The 15760-nt window shown below is 67.0% G+C and carries 19 protein-coding genes; 11 read left to right on the top strand and 8 right to left on the bottom strand.

Annotation, left to right across the window (positions count from 1 at the left end; genetic code table 11):
- Positions 1 to 53: 53 nt before the first annotated feature.
- From Y900_RS12295 to Y900_RS12285, 3 genes are read left to right on the top strand one after another with little or no spacing between them, the layout of a single operon-like run.
- The gene (locus Y900_RS12295; protein WP_036342070.1) at positions 54 to 638 is read left to right on the top strand and encodes a M15 family metallopeptidase; all 585 of its coding nucleotides are present in this window, start codon (positions 54 to 56) and stop codon (positions 636 to 638) included.
- Between the two features lie 55 nt (positions 639 to 693).
- A complete protein-coding gene (locus Y900_RS12290; protein WP_036342069.1) occupies positions 694 to 1476 on the top strand; it encodes a maleylpyruvate isomerase family mycothiol-dependent enzyme in 783 nt (260 codons plus the stop codon).
- Entirely contained in the window at positions 1473 to 2165 is a 693-nt protein-coding gene (locus Y900_RS12285) for a mycothiol-dependent nitroreductase Rv2466c family protein (protein ID WP_036342067.1), read from the top strand. The genes Y900_RS12290 and Y900_RS12285 overlap by 4 nt, the downstream gene beginning before the upstream one ends.
- On the opposite strand, the gene Y900_RS33035 is transcribed toward Y900_RS12285, so the two are convergent.
- The 6 genes from Y900_RS33035 to Y900_RS12255 form a co-directional block, all read right to left on the bottom strand.
- On the bottom strand, positions 2162 to 2359 hold the full coding sequence (locus tag Y900_RS33035) for a hypothetical protein (RefSeq protein WP_237752546.1): 198 nt from the start codon (positions 2357 to 2359) through the stop codon (positions 2162 to 2164). The genes Y900_RS12285 and Y900_RS33035 overlap by 4 nt on opposite strands.
- A 203-nt stretch (positions 2360 to 2562) precedes the next feature.
- Positions 2563 to 3501 carry an esterase family protein gene (locus Y900_RS12275; protein ID WP_051660375.1) on the bottom strand — a complete coding sequence of 313 codons (939 nt, stop codon included), beginning with the start codon at positions 3499 to 3501 and terminating at the stop codon, positions 2563 to 2565.
- Between the two features lie 141 nt (positions 3502 to 3642).
- Positions 3643 to 4110 (bottom strand): DUF4262 domain-containing protein, encoded by a 468-nt coding sequence (locus Y900_RS12270; protein ID WP_036342065.1) that lies wholly within the window; start codon positions 4108 to 4110, stop codon positions 3643 to 3645.
- An 85-nt stretch (positions 4111 to 4195) separates the two neighbouring features.
- A complete protein-coding gene (gene nagA, locus Y900_RS12265) occupies positions 4196 to 5326 on the bottom strand; it encodes an N-acetylglucosamine-6-phosphate deacetylase (RefSeq protein WP_036342064.1) in 1131 nt (376 codons plus the stop codon).
- Entirely contained in the window at positions 5327 to 6112 is a 786-nt protein-coding gene (gene nagB, locus Y900_RS12260; RefSeq protein WP_036342063.1) for a glucosamine-6-phosphate deaminase, read from the bottom strand.
- A gap of 6 nt (positions 6113 to 6118) precedes the next feature.
- Positions 6119 to 6589 (bottom strand): PTS sugar transporter subunit IIA, encoded by a 471-nt coding sequence (locus Y900_RS12255; protein ID WP_036342062.1) that lies wholly within the window; start codon positions 6587 to 6589, stop codon positions 6119 to 6121.
- A 111-nt stretch (positions 6590 to 6700) separates the two neighbouring features.
- On the opposite strand from Y900_RS12255, the gene Y900_RS12250 reads away from it, so the two are divergent.
- The 3 genes from Y900_RS12250 (at position 6701) to Y900_RS12240 (ending at position 9310) form a co-directional block, all read left to right on the top strand.
- The gene (locus Y900_RS12250) at positions 6701 to 8269 is read left to right on the top strand and encodes a PTS transporter subunit EIIC (protein ID WP_036342061.1); all 1569 of its coding nucleotides are present in this window, start codon (positions 6701 to 6703) and stop codon (positions 8267 to 8269) included.
- A 188-nt stretch (positions 8270 to 8457) separates the two neighbouring features.
- Positions 8458 to 8931 carry a DUF732 domain-containing protein gene (locus Y900_RS12245; protein WP_036342060.1) on the top strand — a complete coding sequence of 158 codons (474 nt, stop codon included), beginning with the start codon at positions 8458 to 8460 and terminating at the stop codon, positions 8929 to 8931.
- A gap of 94 nt (positions 8932 to 9025) precedes the next feature.
- A complete protein-coding gene (locus tag Y900_RS12240; protein WP_036342059.1) occupies positions 9026 to 9310 on the top strand; it encodes a hypothetical protein in 285 nt (94 codons plus the stop codon).
- An 11-nt stretch (positions 9311 to 9321) separates the two neighbouring features.
- Here Y900_RS12240 and Y900_RS12235 read toward each other — a convergent pair whose 3' ends face one another.
- Positions 9322 to 9924, bottom strand: coding sequence for a TetR/AcrR family transcriptional regulator (locus Y900_RS12235; RefSeq protein ID WP_036342058.1), 603 nt, complete (start codon positions 9922 to 9924; stop codon positions 9322 to 9324).
- 25 nt (positions 9925 to 9949) lie between these two features.
- Here Y900_RS12235 and Y900_RS12230 point away from each other — a divergent pair, with 25 nt between their 5' ends.
- From Y900_RS12230 to Y900_RS12220, 3 genes are all read left to right on the top strand, one after another.
- Positions 9950 to 10711, top strand: coding sequence for an SDR family NAD(P)-dependent oxidoreductase (locus tag Y900_RS12230; RefSeq protein WP_036342057.1), 762 nt, complete (start codon positions 9950 to 9952; stop codon positions 10709 to 10711).
- A 207-nt stretch (positions 10712 to 10918) separates the two neighbouring features.
- Complete coding sequence (locus tag Y900_RS12225; protein ID WP_036342056.1) at positions 10919 to 12166, top strand: acyltransferase family protein; 1248 nt, start codon at positions 10919 to 10921, stop codon at positions 12164 to 12166.
- 113 nt (positions 12167 to 12279) lie between these two features.
- Positions 12280 to 12960, top strand: a complete 681-nt coding sequence (locus tag Y900_RS12220) for an Rv0518 family GDSL lipase (protein WP_420329813.1) — start codon at positions 12280 to 12282, stop codon at positions 12958 to 12960.
- 3 nt (positions 12961 to 12963) lie between these two features.
- Here Y900_RS12220 and Y900_RS12215 read toward each other — a convergent pair whose 3' ends face one another.
- Entirely contained in the window at positions 12964 to 13224 is a 261-nt protein-coding gene (locus Y900_RS12215; protein WP_036342055.1) for a CDGP domain-containing protein, read from the bottom strand.
- A 214-nt stretch (positions 13225 to 13438) separates the two neighbouring features.
- Between Y900_RS12215 and Y900_RS12210 the strand changes: the two genes are divergently transcribed.
- Complete coding sequence (locus Y900_RS12210) at positions 13439 to 15010, top strand: S53 family peptidase (protein WP_036342054.1); 1572 nt, start codon at positions 13439 to 13441, stop codon at positions 15008 to 15010.
- A complete protein-coding gene (locus Y900_RS12205; RefSeq protein ID WP_051660020.1) occupies positions 15007 to 15753 on the top strand; it encodes a hypothetical protein in 747 nt (248 codons plus the stop codon). Before Y900_RS12210 ends, Y900_RS12205 begins: the two co-directional genes overlap by 4 nt.
- Positions 15754 to 15760 lie beyond the last annotated feature (7 nt).

Below are 15760 nucleotides of genomic sequence, written 5' to 3'. Positions count from 1 at the left end.
TGTCGTACGACGACGGCGAGCACCAGGACCCGGTCTGGGATGATGGGAGGACCATGCGGATAGATGCCACATCCGTCTCAGCCGTGGTGCTGGGTGCGGCCACGACAGCGGCGCTGCTGTTCAACGCCGCCGGCGTAGCGGACCCGTCGCCCCGAATCGCATTGGCCGACAACACCGTCAGTGTCAATCCGCCTGCCGTCGCTGCTGGTGACGGCTCGCTGGTCGACGGCCAGATCCTGACACCGTTCGACGTGCAGAACCCGGCTGTCGGCCGTCTGGACCCGCGATTGCTCGACGCCGTCCAGCAGGCGGCTTCCGCGGCATCGGCCGACGGCATCACGATGACGATCACGTCAGGGTGGCGTTCAGCAGAATTTCAGCAGCGCCTGCTGGACAGCGCGGTCGCCCAGTACGGCAGCCTGGCGGCTGCCCGCGAGTACGTGCAGACACCGGCGGCATCCAAACACGTGGTGGGTGAGGCCGTCGACGTGGGCGGGGTGGGTGCCGACCAGTGGCTGATGGACAACGGCGCACGGTACGGTCTGTGCCGCATCTATGCCAACGAGGTGTGGCATTTCGAGCTGGCCACCGATGCCGCGGGCGCCTGCCCGCCGCTGCTGCCCAACGCCGCGGGCTAGTCGATTTCGGTCGGATCAGACCCGGGTGTGCGCCGGTCGTAGTTGGATCGGAACCATGAGAAGTCTTGATGAGATCCGCACCGCCCTCGAGGCCTGTTACTCCGCGATCGGGGACCTGTGCGCCGACCTGAGCGACGCCGACTGGAGGACGCAGTCACTGTGCCCGGACTGGGTGGTGCGCGATGTCATCCAGCATGTGGTCAGCATCGAAGCCGTGATGGCCGGCTGGTTGCCGCAGGACGACGTCACCCCGCCCCCGTTTCAGCGGGCGGCGGAGTTCCTGGCCGGGACCGACGATCCGGCGACGTTGGTCGACAAGGTCACGGGGGTCTTCGCCGAGCGCAGGCGTGACCTGAGTGCGCTGACCGCCGCCGACCTCGACCGGCCGTCGTGGATGCCGACCGGGCGGGGCACCTATGGCCGCTTCCTCGAGATCCGGGTCTTCGACTTCTGGGTTCACGTGCGCGACATCACGATTCCGCTCGGACGTGCCACTGACGACGGCGGTATCGCCGCGGAGATAGCGCTGGGAGAGGTCGAGAGCTCGATCGGCTACATCGCAGGAAAGAAGGTGGGCGTGCCCGACGGTAGCGGCATCTCCTTCCGGTTGACCGGCCCGGTGGCCCGGGAGATCGATGTGGCGGTCGACGGCCGGGCCAAACAGGTTGCGCACCTGGACAATCCGGACGCGGTGCTGACCACGGACTCGACCACGTTCATCATGCTCGCCTCCGGCCGTATCGACCCCCAGGCCCAGATCGACACCGGAGCGGTGACCTGGAGTGGCGACGCCGAGCTTGGCGAGCGGGCTGCCCGCAATCTCAGGTTCACGATGTGACCGGGCGGCCAGAGTCCGTCGACTTCCACTTCGACGTGATGTGCCCGTACGCCTACCAGACGTCGCGGTGGATTCGCGAGGTTCGGGACCAGACCGGACTGGTGGTGAACTGGCGGTTCTTCAGCCTCGAGGAGATCAATCGCCAAGAGGGCAAGAAGCACCCGTGGGAACGGGACTGGTCCTACGGCTGGTCGATGATGCGCATCGGGGCGCTCCTACGACGGCGCTCCATGTCGGACGTCGAGGCCTGGTACCAGCGTGCCGGTCGGGCCCTGCACGTCGACGGTCACAAACCACACGAACCCGCGGTGGCCCGACACTTGCTGGCTGAGCTCGGTTTTGATCCGGCGCTGGTCGACCAGGCCGTCGCCGATCCGACCACTGGTGATGAGGTGCTGGCCGACCACAACCGCGTCGTGGCGGCCGATGGTTACGGTGTGCCGACGCTGTTCTTCCCCGACGGTCAGTGCTTGTTCGGACCGGTTCTGATCGACCCGCCGACCGGGGAGGCGGCTGTGCGACTGTGGGACGCCGTCATCGCGTGGACGGAATTCCCGCACCTCTATGAACTTCAGCGGCCCAAGACGACGGCCGACGCGCAGCTGATCGCCGAGACGTTCCGCCCGTACCTCGAAGCCCGCGACTGGGTGTCGATCAACCGTGGCGAGGTCGTCGGCTTCGGAGACTAGCGTTCGTCGTCGCGGTCCTTCGACGGGTCCGACAGCGACAGCGAGGCGATCAGATACATCAGCCCGAAGATGATCGCCGCTGAACAGAAGTCGAACCACTGAAACGGGTAGAACGCACCGTCGATCGAGAGCACCAGGACTACTTCGACCAAACCGAAGAGCGCCAGGAATGCAGTGATGCGCGCTCGCGACAAGCCTCGATGCCGTTGCGTGCGTCGAACTTCGACCACAAGAGTGAGCAAGAGCAGCGGCAATACTTGGGCAAGCGCGCTCGCGGTTCTGCTGTCTACCAACACGACGGTATGCATGACGTGGTTGCCTCCTGTTCGGCGGTTCTTCGTTCGCGATCGGCGATGGCAACGTGATGAACGTTGTGGCGCACCGGGATCAGCGCAGGCTAGCCGGTGGGCGTCGCTCCCAGCACTCGCTGCAGGTCACCCTTCATCGCTTGCAGTTGCGCGCCCCAGTACCCCCAGCTGTGCGTGCCGCTGGGCGGGAAGTTGAAGACTGCGTTGCGGCCGCCGGCGGCCTGATACTTGCGCTGAAACTCCTTGTTGGTGTTCAACGTGATGTTTTCCAGATACCCGGCGGTGAACAGCCCGCCAAATGTCGGATCGTCGGTGTTGTCGAGTTCCGACGGTGCTCCCGTCCCGCAATAGATCCACACCGCGGTGCCGTTGGCGACCAGTCTCGCCACGTTGACCATCGGGTCGTGGCGCTGCCAGGCCGGATCGTTGGAGGGTCCCCACATGTCGGTGGAGCGGTACCCGCCGCCGTCCTTCATCGCCAACCCGATCAGGGTCGGCCACAGCCCCAGCGACGGGTTGAGGAAACCGGACAGCGAGCCCGCGAAGATGAACTGCTGGGGATGCCAGATCGCCAGCGTCAACGCCGCACTGCCCGACATCGAAAGTCCCACCACCGCATTGTTGATCGGAGTGACCGCTTTGTTCAGCGCCAGCCACGCCGGCAACTCCTGGGTCAGGAATGTCTCCCATTTGTATGTCAGCGTCCCGCTGGACCCGGCTGCCGGTTGATACCAGTCGCTGTAGAAGCTCGACTGGCCACCGACCGGCATCACCAGCGACAGCCCGGACTGGTAGTACCACTCGAACGCGGCGGTGTTGATGTCCCAGCCGTTCTCGTCATCCCTGGCGCGCAAGCCGTCGAGCAGATAGACCGCGTGCGCGCCGCCGCCCTGGAATTGGATCCGGATGGTGCGGCCCATCGCCGGCGACGGAACGTCGAGGGCTTCCACCGGCAAGCCGGAGCGGGAGTAGGCCGCGGCAGGTGCGGTCTGACCCGTCAGGCCGACCGTGCCAGGGACCAGCAGCACCGTCGCGGTGAGGACGCCCACGCGCTGCACCCAGCGGGTCGCGCGGTGCACAAGGTTCCTCACGAGCAGCAAGGTAACAATGCGGCCGGTGTCGAGACGGTCTGGCACGCCTGCCGTAATTGCTTTGTGATCGGCGAGAATTCACGCAGCCCTGGTGCGCACCCCCAACACCGGTTGCCGGCTTTCGCGATCACAGAAGTCCGCGGCCCACGGCCACCGGCCGCGACCATCCGACCAGACCAGCTGCAACGCACGAATCTCCCTGCCGTACAGGGCGGTCGCGAAACCCATGTGTGCGTCGGGATGTTCGACCTCGACCACCTCGAGCATCGGACCGCCGCAGAGGGTGAACTGCTGACCGGCGGTCAGCTCGGCTCCGCGCACCACGAGCTCGGCCGACCTGCTGAGCAGGCGGGCGGCCCGCTGCGGTGACACGTTCGTCATCAGCAACTCGGGGACGTCGTAGTCGCTCAAGCCGACCGTGTAGGCGAACGGCATGCGGGGCGACTCGACGTATTGCACTGCCCAGCCTCGTCGCAGGATCTTGGCGCGGACCTCGTCGAGATAATCGGCAACGGTGTTGTCCGGGTGATCGCACAACCAGCACATGCTGGGCCCCTTTCGTCAGTTCGACGGCGTAGGAGACACGATGCACCCGGGGTACGACAAAAAATCGAACAGACGTTCGCCGCGCTCAGCGCGGAACCCACGCGCCGCCGCACAGCACGTCGGTGAGCGCGAGGTCGGTGTCCAGCGCGACCAGGTCGGCACGTGCGCCCGTGACGAGTTCTGGACATGGAAGCCCCAGTGCGCGAGCCGGATTCAGCGACGACTGGCGCACCGCGAGTGACAGTGCCTCGTCGTGGGGGAGCCCGCTGTTGGCCACGGCGAATCGGAACACCCGGTCCATCGTGGCGGTGCTGCCCGCTATCGTCGTCGTCCCGGCCAGCTGGGCCACGCCGTCGGCGACCTCGACGTCCATTCGGCCGATCCGGTACCGGCCGTCGCTCACCCCGGCCGCCGCCATGGCGTCGGTGACGAGCGACAGCCGGTCGGGACCGGCCGCACGGACCACGTGCCGGTACAGCGCGGCGTCGACGTGCACTCCGTCGGCGATCAACTCCACCGTCACCCGGGGGTCTTCCAGCAGCGCGATCACCGGGCCCGGCTCGCGGTGGTGGATCGGGCGCATCGCGTTGAACAGATGCGTGCCGACCGTCGCGCCCGCTGTGATCGCCGCGCGGGTCTGCTCGTAGGTCGCCTCTGTGTGTCCGACAGCGGCCACCGCGCCCGCGGTGACGATTCGCTCGATCGCGGCCAGCGCACCCGGGCGCTCCGGTGCGAGAGTGACCATCCGGATGGCTCCGGCGCCGGCCTGCAGCAGCGTGTCGACTTCGCCGGTGTCCGGATCGCGAAGCGCCGCAGGGTCGTGCGCTCCGCAGCGTTGCGTGGCCAGCCACGGGCCTTCGAGGTGAATCCCGCCGAGCGTGCCGTCGCGCACATGGCCGGCGAGTACCTCGACCTGGTGCAACAGTTCGGCCGGTCCGGCCGACACCAGCGACGCGATCAGGGTCGTGGTGCCGTGCCTGCGGTGAAGCTCCACAGCGGTCGCCGTGTCATCCGAAGTCGCCCCGGAGAAATCGGACCCGCCGCCGCCGTGGACGTGGGTGTCGATGAAACCGGGCACCACGGTACCCAGCTCACGGTCGGCCGCTCGCGGCGGCGAACCCGCGCCCAGCGCCCGCACTGACCCGCCGAACACCTCAATCCAGCCCGGCCGCAACAATTCTCGGCCGGTCAGCAAGGTGGCAGCGGTGATCAGCACTCAGATGCCCTGCCATGACGGCTTGGACAGGTAGGTCTCCCGGTAGTAGTCGGCCAGCTGCAAACGTCGCGCCGCACCGCCGTCGAGGAGGACCGTCACGTGCGGATGATGCTGCAGGATGGTGGCCGGCCACATCGCGCTCACCGGCCCCTCCACCAGCTGATGCACCGCCTCGGCCTTGCTTCGGCCGAGCGCCACCAGCACGACGTGACGGGCCGCCATGATCGTGCCCAACCCTTGGGTTAGGCAATGGGTCGGGACTTGGTCGACGTCGTCGTCGAAGAAGCGGGCGTTGTCGATTCGGGTCTGGCGCGTCAGCGTTTTGATCCGGGTGCGCGACGCCAGCGACGACCCGGGCTCGTTGAATCCGATGTGGCCGTCGGTGCCGATGCCCAGGATTTGCAGGTCGATGCCGCCTGCTGCGGTGATGGCCGCCTCGTACTGGGCGCACGCCACCGGAATGTCTTCGGCCAACCCGTCGGGGCCGGCCACCGCGCCCGCCGCGAAGTCGACGCGCGAGACCAACACCGTGTCGATGACGGTGCGGTAGCGCTCGGGATGATCGGCCGGCAATCCGACGTACTCGTCGAGGGTGAAGCCGCGGGCTCGCCGAAACGAGATGCGGCCCGCGTCGCACCGGGCGGCCAACTCGTCGTAGATCGCCAGCGGGGACGAGCCGGTGGCCAGTCCAAGCACCGCGGTCGGCTTGCGGGCGAGCAGCGCCTCGACGGCATCGGCGGCCAGCGCGCCGATCGCCGCGGTGTCGGGGAGAATGACAACTTCCATCAGACCCTACTTATTGGCAGTGAAAAGTAGGGCTCCCGAAGCGATTTCGGCACCCTGAGTGACGTCGCCGCTCACCACGACGTTGCCGGGTTCACGTTCGTCCATCACCACGACGGGAACGATCGGGCTCAACCCGGCTGCCACCACCGACGGGACGTCATAGGTGATGATCGGCTGGCCGGCGGTCACGGTGTCGCCCTCGCTGACGTGGGCGCTGAATCCCGCCCCCTGCAGGGTGACGGTATCGAGCCCGAGATGAACCAGGACGCCGACATTCTCGCCCGTGATGATGATGTAGGCGTGCGGCATCAGCTTCAGGACGCGGCCGCTGACCGGCGCCACCGCATCGATCACGTCGTGTGGCGGATCGACTGCGGCGCCGAAGCCCACCATGCCTTGGGCGAAAACGGGATCGGGTACGTCGCCGAGCGCGATAGCACGCCCGGATACCGGCGCGTGGACGGACGTTGTGCTCATTGTCGAAGACAATAGAGAGTTGACCCACCTAGCCGCGGCGGAAACAACGCCTCACCTCCGGCGATTTGTCTAAGCTTCGGCTGTGCTGCGACGACGGGAGGCCGGCCGGCCATGAGTGAAACCACCAAAGGCTCAGGCGCACAGCAAAAGTCGGGGCTGCGCATACCGGGCTTCGCGCAGCTGCAACGGCTCGGTAAGAGCTTGATGCTGCCGATCGCCGTACTTCCGGCCGCAGGCATCCTGCTGCGGCTCGGCCAGGACGACCTGCTGGGGCGGATCAAGGCGCCGGTGATCGGCCCGTTCTTCCAGGCGATGAGCGCAGCCGGCGGAGCGCTGTTCAACAATCTCGCGTTGCTGTTCGCCGTCGGTGTCGCGATCGGCTTCGCGCGCAAGGCCGACGGCTCGACGGCGCTGTCAGCAGTCGTCGGCTATCTGGTGATGCAGGCGGTCTTCAAGACGATGTCGCCGTTCGTGCTTGCCGGACAACTCGACAAGGCCGGCGAACAGGCGCAGATCAACTACAGCGTGTTCGGCGGGATAGTGGTCGGTCTGCTCACCGCGTGGCTGTTCGACAAGTACCACACCATCACGTTGCCGCCGTACCTCGGTTTCTTCGGTGGTCGCCGCTTCGTCCCGATCGTCGTATCGGTGGCGAGCCTCGTGGTGTCCTTCGCGATGAGCTATTTCTATCCGATGTTCGACGCCGGGCTCACCGGACTGGGCCACTTCATCGGCGGTGCCGGTGCGCTGGGGGCGTTCGTCTACGGCTTCGCCAACCGCATGCTGATCCCGTTGGGTCTGCACCACATCCTGAATTCGTACGTGTGGTTCATCTACGGCAGCTATCCGAGCGGCGACGGGCATGTGGTCACCGGTGAACTCAGCCGGTTCGCCGCCGGTGACCCCAGCGCTGGCCTGCTCACGTCGGGCTTCTACCCGATCCTGATGTTCGGCCTGCCCGGCGCGGCGTTGGCAATGATCCACGTGGCGAACAAGAAACAACGAAAGGTCGCGTTCGGCATCCTGTCCGCCGCCGCGCTGACCGCGTTCCTCACCGGTGTCACCGAACCGCTGGAGTTCGCCTTCATGTTCGTGGCGTTCCCGCTCTACGTCGTGCACGCGGTTCTGACCGGGTTGTCGCTGGCCATCGCCTACCTGCTCGACATCCACCTGGGCTTCTCGTTCTCAGCCGGTCTGATCGATCTGCTCCTCTACGGCACCGCGCCCGCCGCCAAGAACATCCCGCTGCTGATCGTCATGGGCCTGGTCTTCTTCGCCGTGTACTACCTGCTGTTCCGTTTCGCGATCACCCGATGGAACATGCGCACGCCCGGCCGTGAACCCGACGCCGAGTTCGACGCCGAGGAGCGGGCGAACGTGGGCGAAGGCGCCGAGTCGGCGACCGCCGTGGCGGTCGGGGGCGCGGTGACGACCGCCCCCGCGGTCACCGACAGCAAGGCCGAACAGCTGATCGCGGCGTTCGGTGGGCGAGAGAACCTGCGCAGCGTCGACGCCTGTATCACCAGACTGCGGATGGAGGTCGTGGACGCCGGCAAAGTCGACCAGAACCGGCTGAAAAGCCTTGGCGCCGCCGGCGTGATCGAGGTCGGCAACAGCGTGCAGGCCGTCTTCGGGACCCAGGCCGAGGTGCTGAAAAACGAGATCAACGATGCTCTGTAACGGCAGGCCGGACATTGTCGCCGAAACCGGGAAGTGTCGCACCCGCTGCGCCGAGATCGCGTAGGGGAAACGCATAGGCTTCGAACCTTTACGGTTCCGTGCCCAAAGTGTGACCTGAGTAAGCCACTGTTACCGAAGTGACATCAGTGGCTCGTGCTTTGAGCCGATCGAGCCAGAGTAGGACCCATATGACCGTGCGCACTTTCGATCGTGAATCGACCGGCGGCACCGCCTTCGCAGTGCGATCGCTGGCCGTGATGGCAGGAACGTTCGTTGCCGTAGCCGCGTGGCCGGCGCCTGCCCACGCGGACACAGCGGGCGTCAGTAGCCTGCTGAACTCGACCGGTATCAGTCAGCTGATCGTGCAGATCGGCCAGCAGATCTGCCCGATGCTGGTCAAGCCGGGCAGCAGCCTGGTTTCCAATGCCACCACGGCCAGCGGACACGGCGGCCTCGCCTCCCAGGTGACCGGGTTCGTGGCCGAGCAGGCCATCCGGTCCCAGTGCCCGGCGGTGATGGCCGAACTCGGCAACGGGAACTTCGGGCCGCTGATGCAGATGCTCAGTACCGCCAACCAGGCGTCGGGCGCACTCAACACGCTCAACGGCGTTCCCTCGGTGCCGTCGTTGCCGTTGCCGGCCGCCGGCGTGCTCAGCCCGTAGCGGCGTCGTCGCTGGTGACCGCTAACGAATCTGGCTGCGCCGTCGATATCGTGGTTAAGTGGTTGGACCCGAGGCCTGCTCGAGGCGGAATCAGGTGACTGTGAAACGACTTCTCATCGGCGCGTGTGCGGTGGCGCTCACGTCGGGATCGCTGGTGCTGGCCGCACCGGCCTCCGCCGACTGCCCGAATGGGACCGTCCAGAGCCGATTCCCCGGGGTGTGCACGTCCGGGCCGGCAGGTGGTCAGGCCCCCCAGGCGATCGGCCCCGACAACGTGACCACCAACATCCAGCCCAACCAGATCCCCACGATGAACGGCATCCCCTGCAACCTGTGGCATTCGGTCACGTGCTGGGCGATGGCGCAGAACGGCGGCTGAGCGCCGGTGTGTCATGCCGCGCGCAGCGCATCGATGCCCTGGTCCAGAGCGGCTTCCAGATAGCTCAGGTCGCCGGTCGCCAGCATGATGCCGACCCCGCCCTGGATCCCGGCCAGCAACGCTGCCGCGGCGCGCTCGGCGTTCACCGAATAGGCCACCTTGCCCTGCTCCTGCATCGACCGGATTCCGGTCGCGATCGCGCCGCTCCACTGGACGATGAGCTCGGCGGTGACGGCCTCGGCCCCCGGGGTGGTGCGCCCGATCTCCGACATCAGCACCGCGATCGGGCAGTTCTGGCCCTGCCTGCGATAGCGGTCGACGACGGAATCCCGCCACCGCTGCCAGGCTGCCCATGATGTGAGCGCACCGAGATGAGGCTGCTGGTCGTCGAGCACCATCTGGGACTCCAGTGCCGCGACGGCCAGCAGGAGCTGCTCCTTACCGCCGGGGAAATAGTGGAAGAGCTGACTTTTGGAGGTGCGAGTGCGCACCATGACGTCGTCGAGGGTGGTCAGCGCGACGCCGCGGGCGCGGATCTCGGCGGCGGCTCCCTCGATGATCCGCTGTCGGGTGGCGCGGCCCTTCGCGGTCAAATTTTGGACTTGCAGGTCCATTTTTGAAGGCGAAGCATGTGGACTCATGAGTCCAAAAGATACCCGGTTGGCCGGGCGCAGAGCACTTGTCACCGGTTCCACAGGCGGCCTCGGGGTCGCCATCGCGAAGGCCCTGGCCGCTGACGGCGCCTTCGTGGTGGTGAGCGGACGGGACAATACCCGCGGCGATGCGGTCGTCGCCGATATCCGTTCGGCAGGTGGGGACGGGTCCTTCGTCGCCGCCGATCTGGGAGCCGGCGGTGCCGCCACGAACCAGCTGGCCGACGCTGCCATCGAGGCGAGCGGCGGCATCGACATCCTGGTGAACAACGCGGCCACCTTGCTGATGCCCACGCCGACCGCTGACGTCACCGAGCAGGAACTGCGAGATGTCTTCGGCGTCAACGTGTTCGCACCGTTCCTGTTGACCGGTGTTCTGGCCCCGCGCATGGTCGCCCAGGGTGGCGGCACGATCGTCAACATCGGTTCGGTCGCCGGTCTGCGTGGAGCCGGCGGCTCGGCGGTCTACGGCGCCAACAAAGCCGCGATCCATTCGTTCACCCAGTCCTGGGCGGACGAGTACGGCCCGCACGGTGTTCGGGTCAACGCGGTGGCCCCCGGCCCGATCGGCACCGATCGGCAGGCCGAATTCGCCGACCACATCGCGCCGACGCTGAGCCGCCTGCCGTCGCGGCGGGTCAGCACCCCGGAGGAGGTCTCGGCCGCGGTGGTGTTCCTGGCCAGTGACGCCGCCGCCAATATCCACGGAGTAGTCCTCAGCGTCGACGGTGGCTGGGCTGCAACCTGATTCGAGGGACCGGCAAGGAACCGTGGGCCTGCGTCAAGCCAGCAAACGGCCGGGCAGGGCCGCCTCCAGCAACCCCACAGCGTTGCAAGACCGGGCCGGCGACGGCCGCGCTGATAGGCTGCCAGGTGAAATCGCGGGGGCGGCGGGGTCCGACCCGTCTGACGAGGTGGCGTCGAAACGTAGAGCAAGAGTCGGAATGGGTTCGGAATGGGTGTTGTGCGAACCGGAGAAATCAAGGCGCTGACCGGTCTTCGCATCGTCGCCGCCTTGTGGGTGGTGTTGTTCCACTTCCGGCCGCTGATCTGGGAAGCCTCACCGCGACTCAAGGAAGACCTTGCGCCGCTGCTCAACGCCGGAGCTCAAGGCGTCGACCTGTTCTTCATCCTCAGCGGATTCGTGCTGACGTGGAACTATCTCGATCGGATGGGAACGCACTTCTCGGGGCGCGCCACCCTGCACTTCCTCTGGCTGCGGCTGTCCCGGGTGTGGCCGGTGTACCTGGTGACCATGCACCTCGCCGCCGCGTGGATCATCTTCACGCTGCACGTCGGCGCCACACCGTCGGCGGACGTCGAGAAGCTCACCGCGATCAGCTATGTGCGCCAGCTGTTCATGGTGCAGCTCTGGTTCGAACCGTTCTTCGACGGCACCAGCTGGGACGGGCCGGCGTGGTCGATCAGCGCGGAATGGCTGGCCTACCTGCTGTTCGGCGGGATCATCCTGGTGATCTTCCGGATGGCGCGCGTGACCCGGGCCCGCATGCTGATCTTCCTGGCCTTCGTTGCTGCACTGCCGCCCACTCTGCTGCTGCTGGCCAGCGGCCATTTCTACACCCCGTGGAGCTGGCTGCCGCGAATCGTGGCCCAATTCGTGGCCGGCGCGCTGGCCTGCGCGGCCGTGCGACGGCTGCAGATCGGAAGGCGTGGCCAGCACATCTCGGGCATTGCCGCGGTACTGCTGACCGCCGCGATGGTCGGCATCCTCTACTACTACGACGCCAACCCGGTGGCTGGGATGATCGACCCCGGCGGCCTGGTCGACGTGTTGTTCATGCCTCTGGTCGTCACGCTGGCGATCGGCGTGGGCACCCTGCCGGCGCTGCTGTCCACGCGGCTGCTGGTGTACGGGGGCCAGATTTCGTTCAGCCTCTACATGGTCCACGAGATCGTGCACACCTCGTGGAACTGGGCGGTCCAGGAGTACCAGATCGACCTTCCGAAATCGGTTCAGAAGATCGTCGTCGTCGGCCTGATCGTGGCCGCCGTGGCCGGCGCGATCGGGCTCTACCACGGGGTCGAGGAACCGGCCCGGCGCTGGATGCGCAGGATGGTCGACTTCCGCGACGTCAAGCACGACAAGCACACCGGCCCGCCGGGGGCCGAGGGCGGCCGGCTGGCCTCCATCGACCACGCCCGCGATACCCGCCCTCCGCAGTCCTCGGCGCGGGCCGGGTAGTAACGAAGCCAGCGTCGGTGTGCGACAACACCTTCGGAGGCAGTAGGCTGCCTGCGTCGGGCACGAGATTCAGTGGGGTGTCATTGATCCGCAAGCAAGGACTTGTGCGCGTCATCACGACCGGCCTGTCGGCCGTCGCGGTGCTCGCTGCCGTCGTCGGCTATTCACGCCCGCCCCTCACTTACGAAATGGCCAATCGCGGTTCGGGTTTCAGCCGGATCGCGGTGATCGGCGATTCGTACACGACCGGTACCGACGAGGGCGGTCAGGGGCCGCAGTCGTGGACCTCCCGCGCCTGGCTTCTGCTGGCCGGTCAGGGCGCCAGGATCGACGCCGACGTGGCCGCCGAGGGCGGTGCCGGCTACGGGATCCGCGGCAACCATGGCAACTTGTTCGAGGATCTCACCGTGCGGGCCGTCGACCGTGACGACTCCCTTGTGGTGTTCTTCGGATCCCGCAACGACCAGCCCGCCGATATGCAGAAGTACCCGGTGCTGGTCGGGGAGACCCTGCAGATCGCCCGGCGGGTGGCGCCCAAAGCCAAGGTCCTGGTGATCGGGCCGCCGTGGCCGACGGCCGACCCGCCGGGCGAGGTGCTGGCCCAGCGCGACATTCTGCGTGCCCAGGCCAAAGCCGTCGGCGCGGTCTTCGTCGATCCGATCGCCGAAGGCTGGTTCGTCGGCCACCCCGAACTGATCGGCCCCGATGGAGTGCACCCCACCGACGCGGGACATGCCTACATGGCCGAGAAGATCGCCCCGCTCATCCGGAGCCAGTTGGCCATCCCGCTGTGAGGATCAGGGCGCGATCCAGGGCTGGCTGTTGCCCAGATTGTTGGCGTCCACCTGGTAGCACTGCTGCGGCGTGTTGAATCCGAACGCGCCCCCGGTCTCGCAGCGCTGAAAGAAGCCGTTCGCATCGATCGGCCCGTCGCAGCGCTGGCCGCCGCCCCACGGTGTCCAGAGTCCCTGGCATCCCGCGCTGGCCGTGGGCGCGCCGATGATGCCGATACCGATGGCGGTGATCGTGCAGACCACCACTGAACCGAGTTTCTTCACCGTCCACCTCCTCGACGACAAACCTCAAGTGAAGTTCGGATACCCAGTTCATCGCGGCGGCCGCGGAGATCGTTATCGCATGCGCGGTTCCAGCGCGCTCCGGCTGCATCAGTGTGCAATCGTTTCGGCTTGTGACGCCCCGTTCGAGAAGTTGTCGTGGTAGACCGGTTAGCTGATGACACGCATGTGGCCAGGGCGTTGCCGGGCATACCGGATGACACCGCTGCTCGCGACGCTCGCCGTGGTCATGGTGGTCTTCGCCGGAGACCGCCCGACGCCGTCGCTGCCCTACAACCTGATCGGCGGGCCGTTCGCCCGGCTGCTGGCCCAGGCCGCCGATCTCGGTCCTGCGCGTACCCAGCGAGTCCAGCTGACCGCCGAACTACGGGAGGCCGCCCGGCCGACGGCGCTGACCGCATGGGCCGCCACCCACGGATTGTCGGTGGGCTGGCGCGACGGTGACGCCTGGGCGGTCGTGGAAGGCACCCCGCGAGCGATTGCCGGTGCCCTCGAGGTGGCTGTGCACGACTATCGCCGTACCAACGGGGTGGTGTTCTACGCCTCGCCACAGCAGCCCATCGTCCCGCAGCAGCTGAGCAGTGAAGTCACTGAACTGGGCCGGATTCTCGGATACACGCCGTCACACGAAGGCGTTCCGCCGACCCCCCCGCTGGACGTCCCCAATGCGGGGCTCGCGCCCACCGAGTTGCTCACCGCTTACAACATCAACCCGCTGACGTCGGCGGGGTACACCGGAAAGGGTCAGACGGTCGTCGTCTTCACCTTCGACGGCGTCGACCAGCGCGACCTGGACAAGTTCTCCGAGTGGTTCTCGCTGCCGAAATTCACCCTCGAGGTGATGGGCGGGATGCCGCCCGAGCGGCGCGGCGAGGCGACCATGGACGTCCAGTTCGTCCACGCGATCGCACCCTCGGCGCGGATCGTTCTGGTCAACGCCCGGTCTACCGCCGAAGGCGATGCGACCTACGTCAAGCTCGGCAAGCTGATGGAGGAGGTCGACCGCACCTACCCGGGGGCGGTGTGGAGCTTCTCGATCGGCTGGGGCTGCGATCGCTTGCTCTCCCGCGCCGACCTGGCGCCGGTGCGCTCGGCGCTGGCCCGCGCCCAGCGCAACGGGACGACGGCCTTCGTCGCCAGCGGAGATCTGGCCGGTCTGGAATGCAAAGGCGGCAAGACCTGGTCGGATCCGCCGAGCCCCGACGACTACGGCGTCGACGTGATGGCCTCGTTGCCGGAGGTGACCGGTGTCGGGGGAACGACGTTATCCACCGATTCCCAGGGGCAGTGGCTTGCCGAACAAGGCTGGTACGACGTCCCGCTGACCCAGGGCAGCGGCGGCGGCGCGTCAGTGTTGTTCGCCCGCCCGTCGTGGCAGGACACCGGAGCCCCCGCCGGCCCGCACGACAAGCGGCTGGTGCCCGACATCGCCGCGGTGGCCGACCCGTTCACCGGCGTGAGATTCGTGCTCAACGGCCAGCTCCTCGTGGGCGGTGGCACCTCGCAGGCCGCACCGATCTGGGCCGGGATCGCCGCGGTGATGAACCAGTTCCTGACGGCGCGCGGTTTGGAACAGCTCGGCGACTTCAACCCGCTGCTCTACGACATCGCCGGCGGAGCCGAGGTACCCGCCTTCCGAGACATCTATCTCGGGGCCAACGCGGTGACACCCGTCGGAGTCGGCTACGACATGATCACCGGGCTCGGGACGCCGAACGTCGACAACCTGACCAAGGCGCTGCTCGTCCTGAAGTCGTTGCGCCGATGAGTGATCTGACATCGGACCCCGACGCCGCCGACTCGTTCACCGGCTATGCGGTACCCGCGGGCAACTATCGAGCTCGCCGACAGCGCGGCCCCGGATACTTCGTGACCATCGGCCTCTGGGTGATCGTTCTCGTCACGGCGATGATGGCGCTCAGCGTCGTGGCGACTCGCATCACGCCCACCGCGACCACCTACCACTGCCCACCCGACTGCGGCCGGCCGCCGACCGGGCTGCCGGTGGCCATCAATCCGCGCTACTTCGCCCCCGACGGATCGTTCTCGGTGTCGTACCCGTCGCCGGGAACCGCCTACGACGTGACGATCGAACCCAACGGGGTGCGCGCCGAGCTGAACGTCGGCGATGGAGGCACCCTGCGATTGTTCAGTGAACCGGCGAAGGGCCGCCACGCACGCCAAGTGGCCAACGACCTGCTCAACCAGATATTCCCCGACGCGGTGACGTCCTATGAGCTGCCCAACGCGATCCTCGGGTACCAGCCGGGGTACGGCGAGGTCGCCGACGACTGGCCGAAGGGCACCGCGATTGATTCCCAGCACCAGCGCATCATCATCATCGTCGCGGTCAAGAACGATCTCGCTCTGGTCGCCGGCGCGGTGGGGCCCTTCCACCAATTCGGCCCCGACGACGGGCCGGGGCCACCGTCAGCGGCGAACCTCGACATCGCCAAGGACATGGGCAAATATGTAAACAGCTTCATGTGGCGCGGCGACCCGCCGAGATAGCCTTTCG

The organism is Mycolicibacterium aromaticivorans JS19b1 = JCM 16368 (assembly GCF_000559085.1).
Taxonomy (GTDB): Bacteria; Actinomycetota; Actinomycetes; order Mycobacteriales; family Mycobacteriaceae; genus Mycobacterium; species Mycobacterium aromaticivorans.
This window is presented reverse-complemented; position numbering and strand designations above follow the sequence as displayed.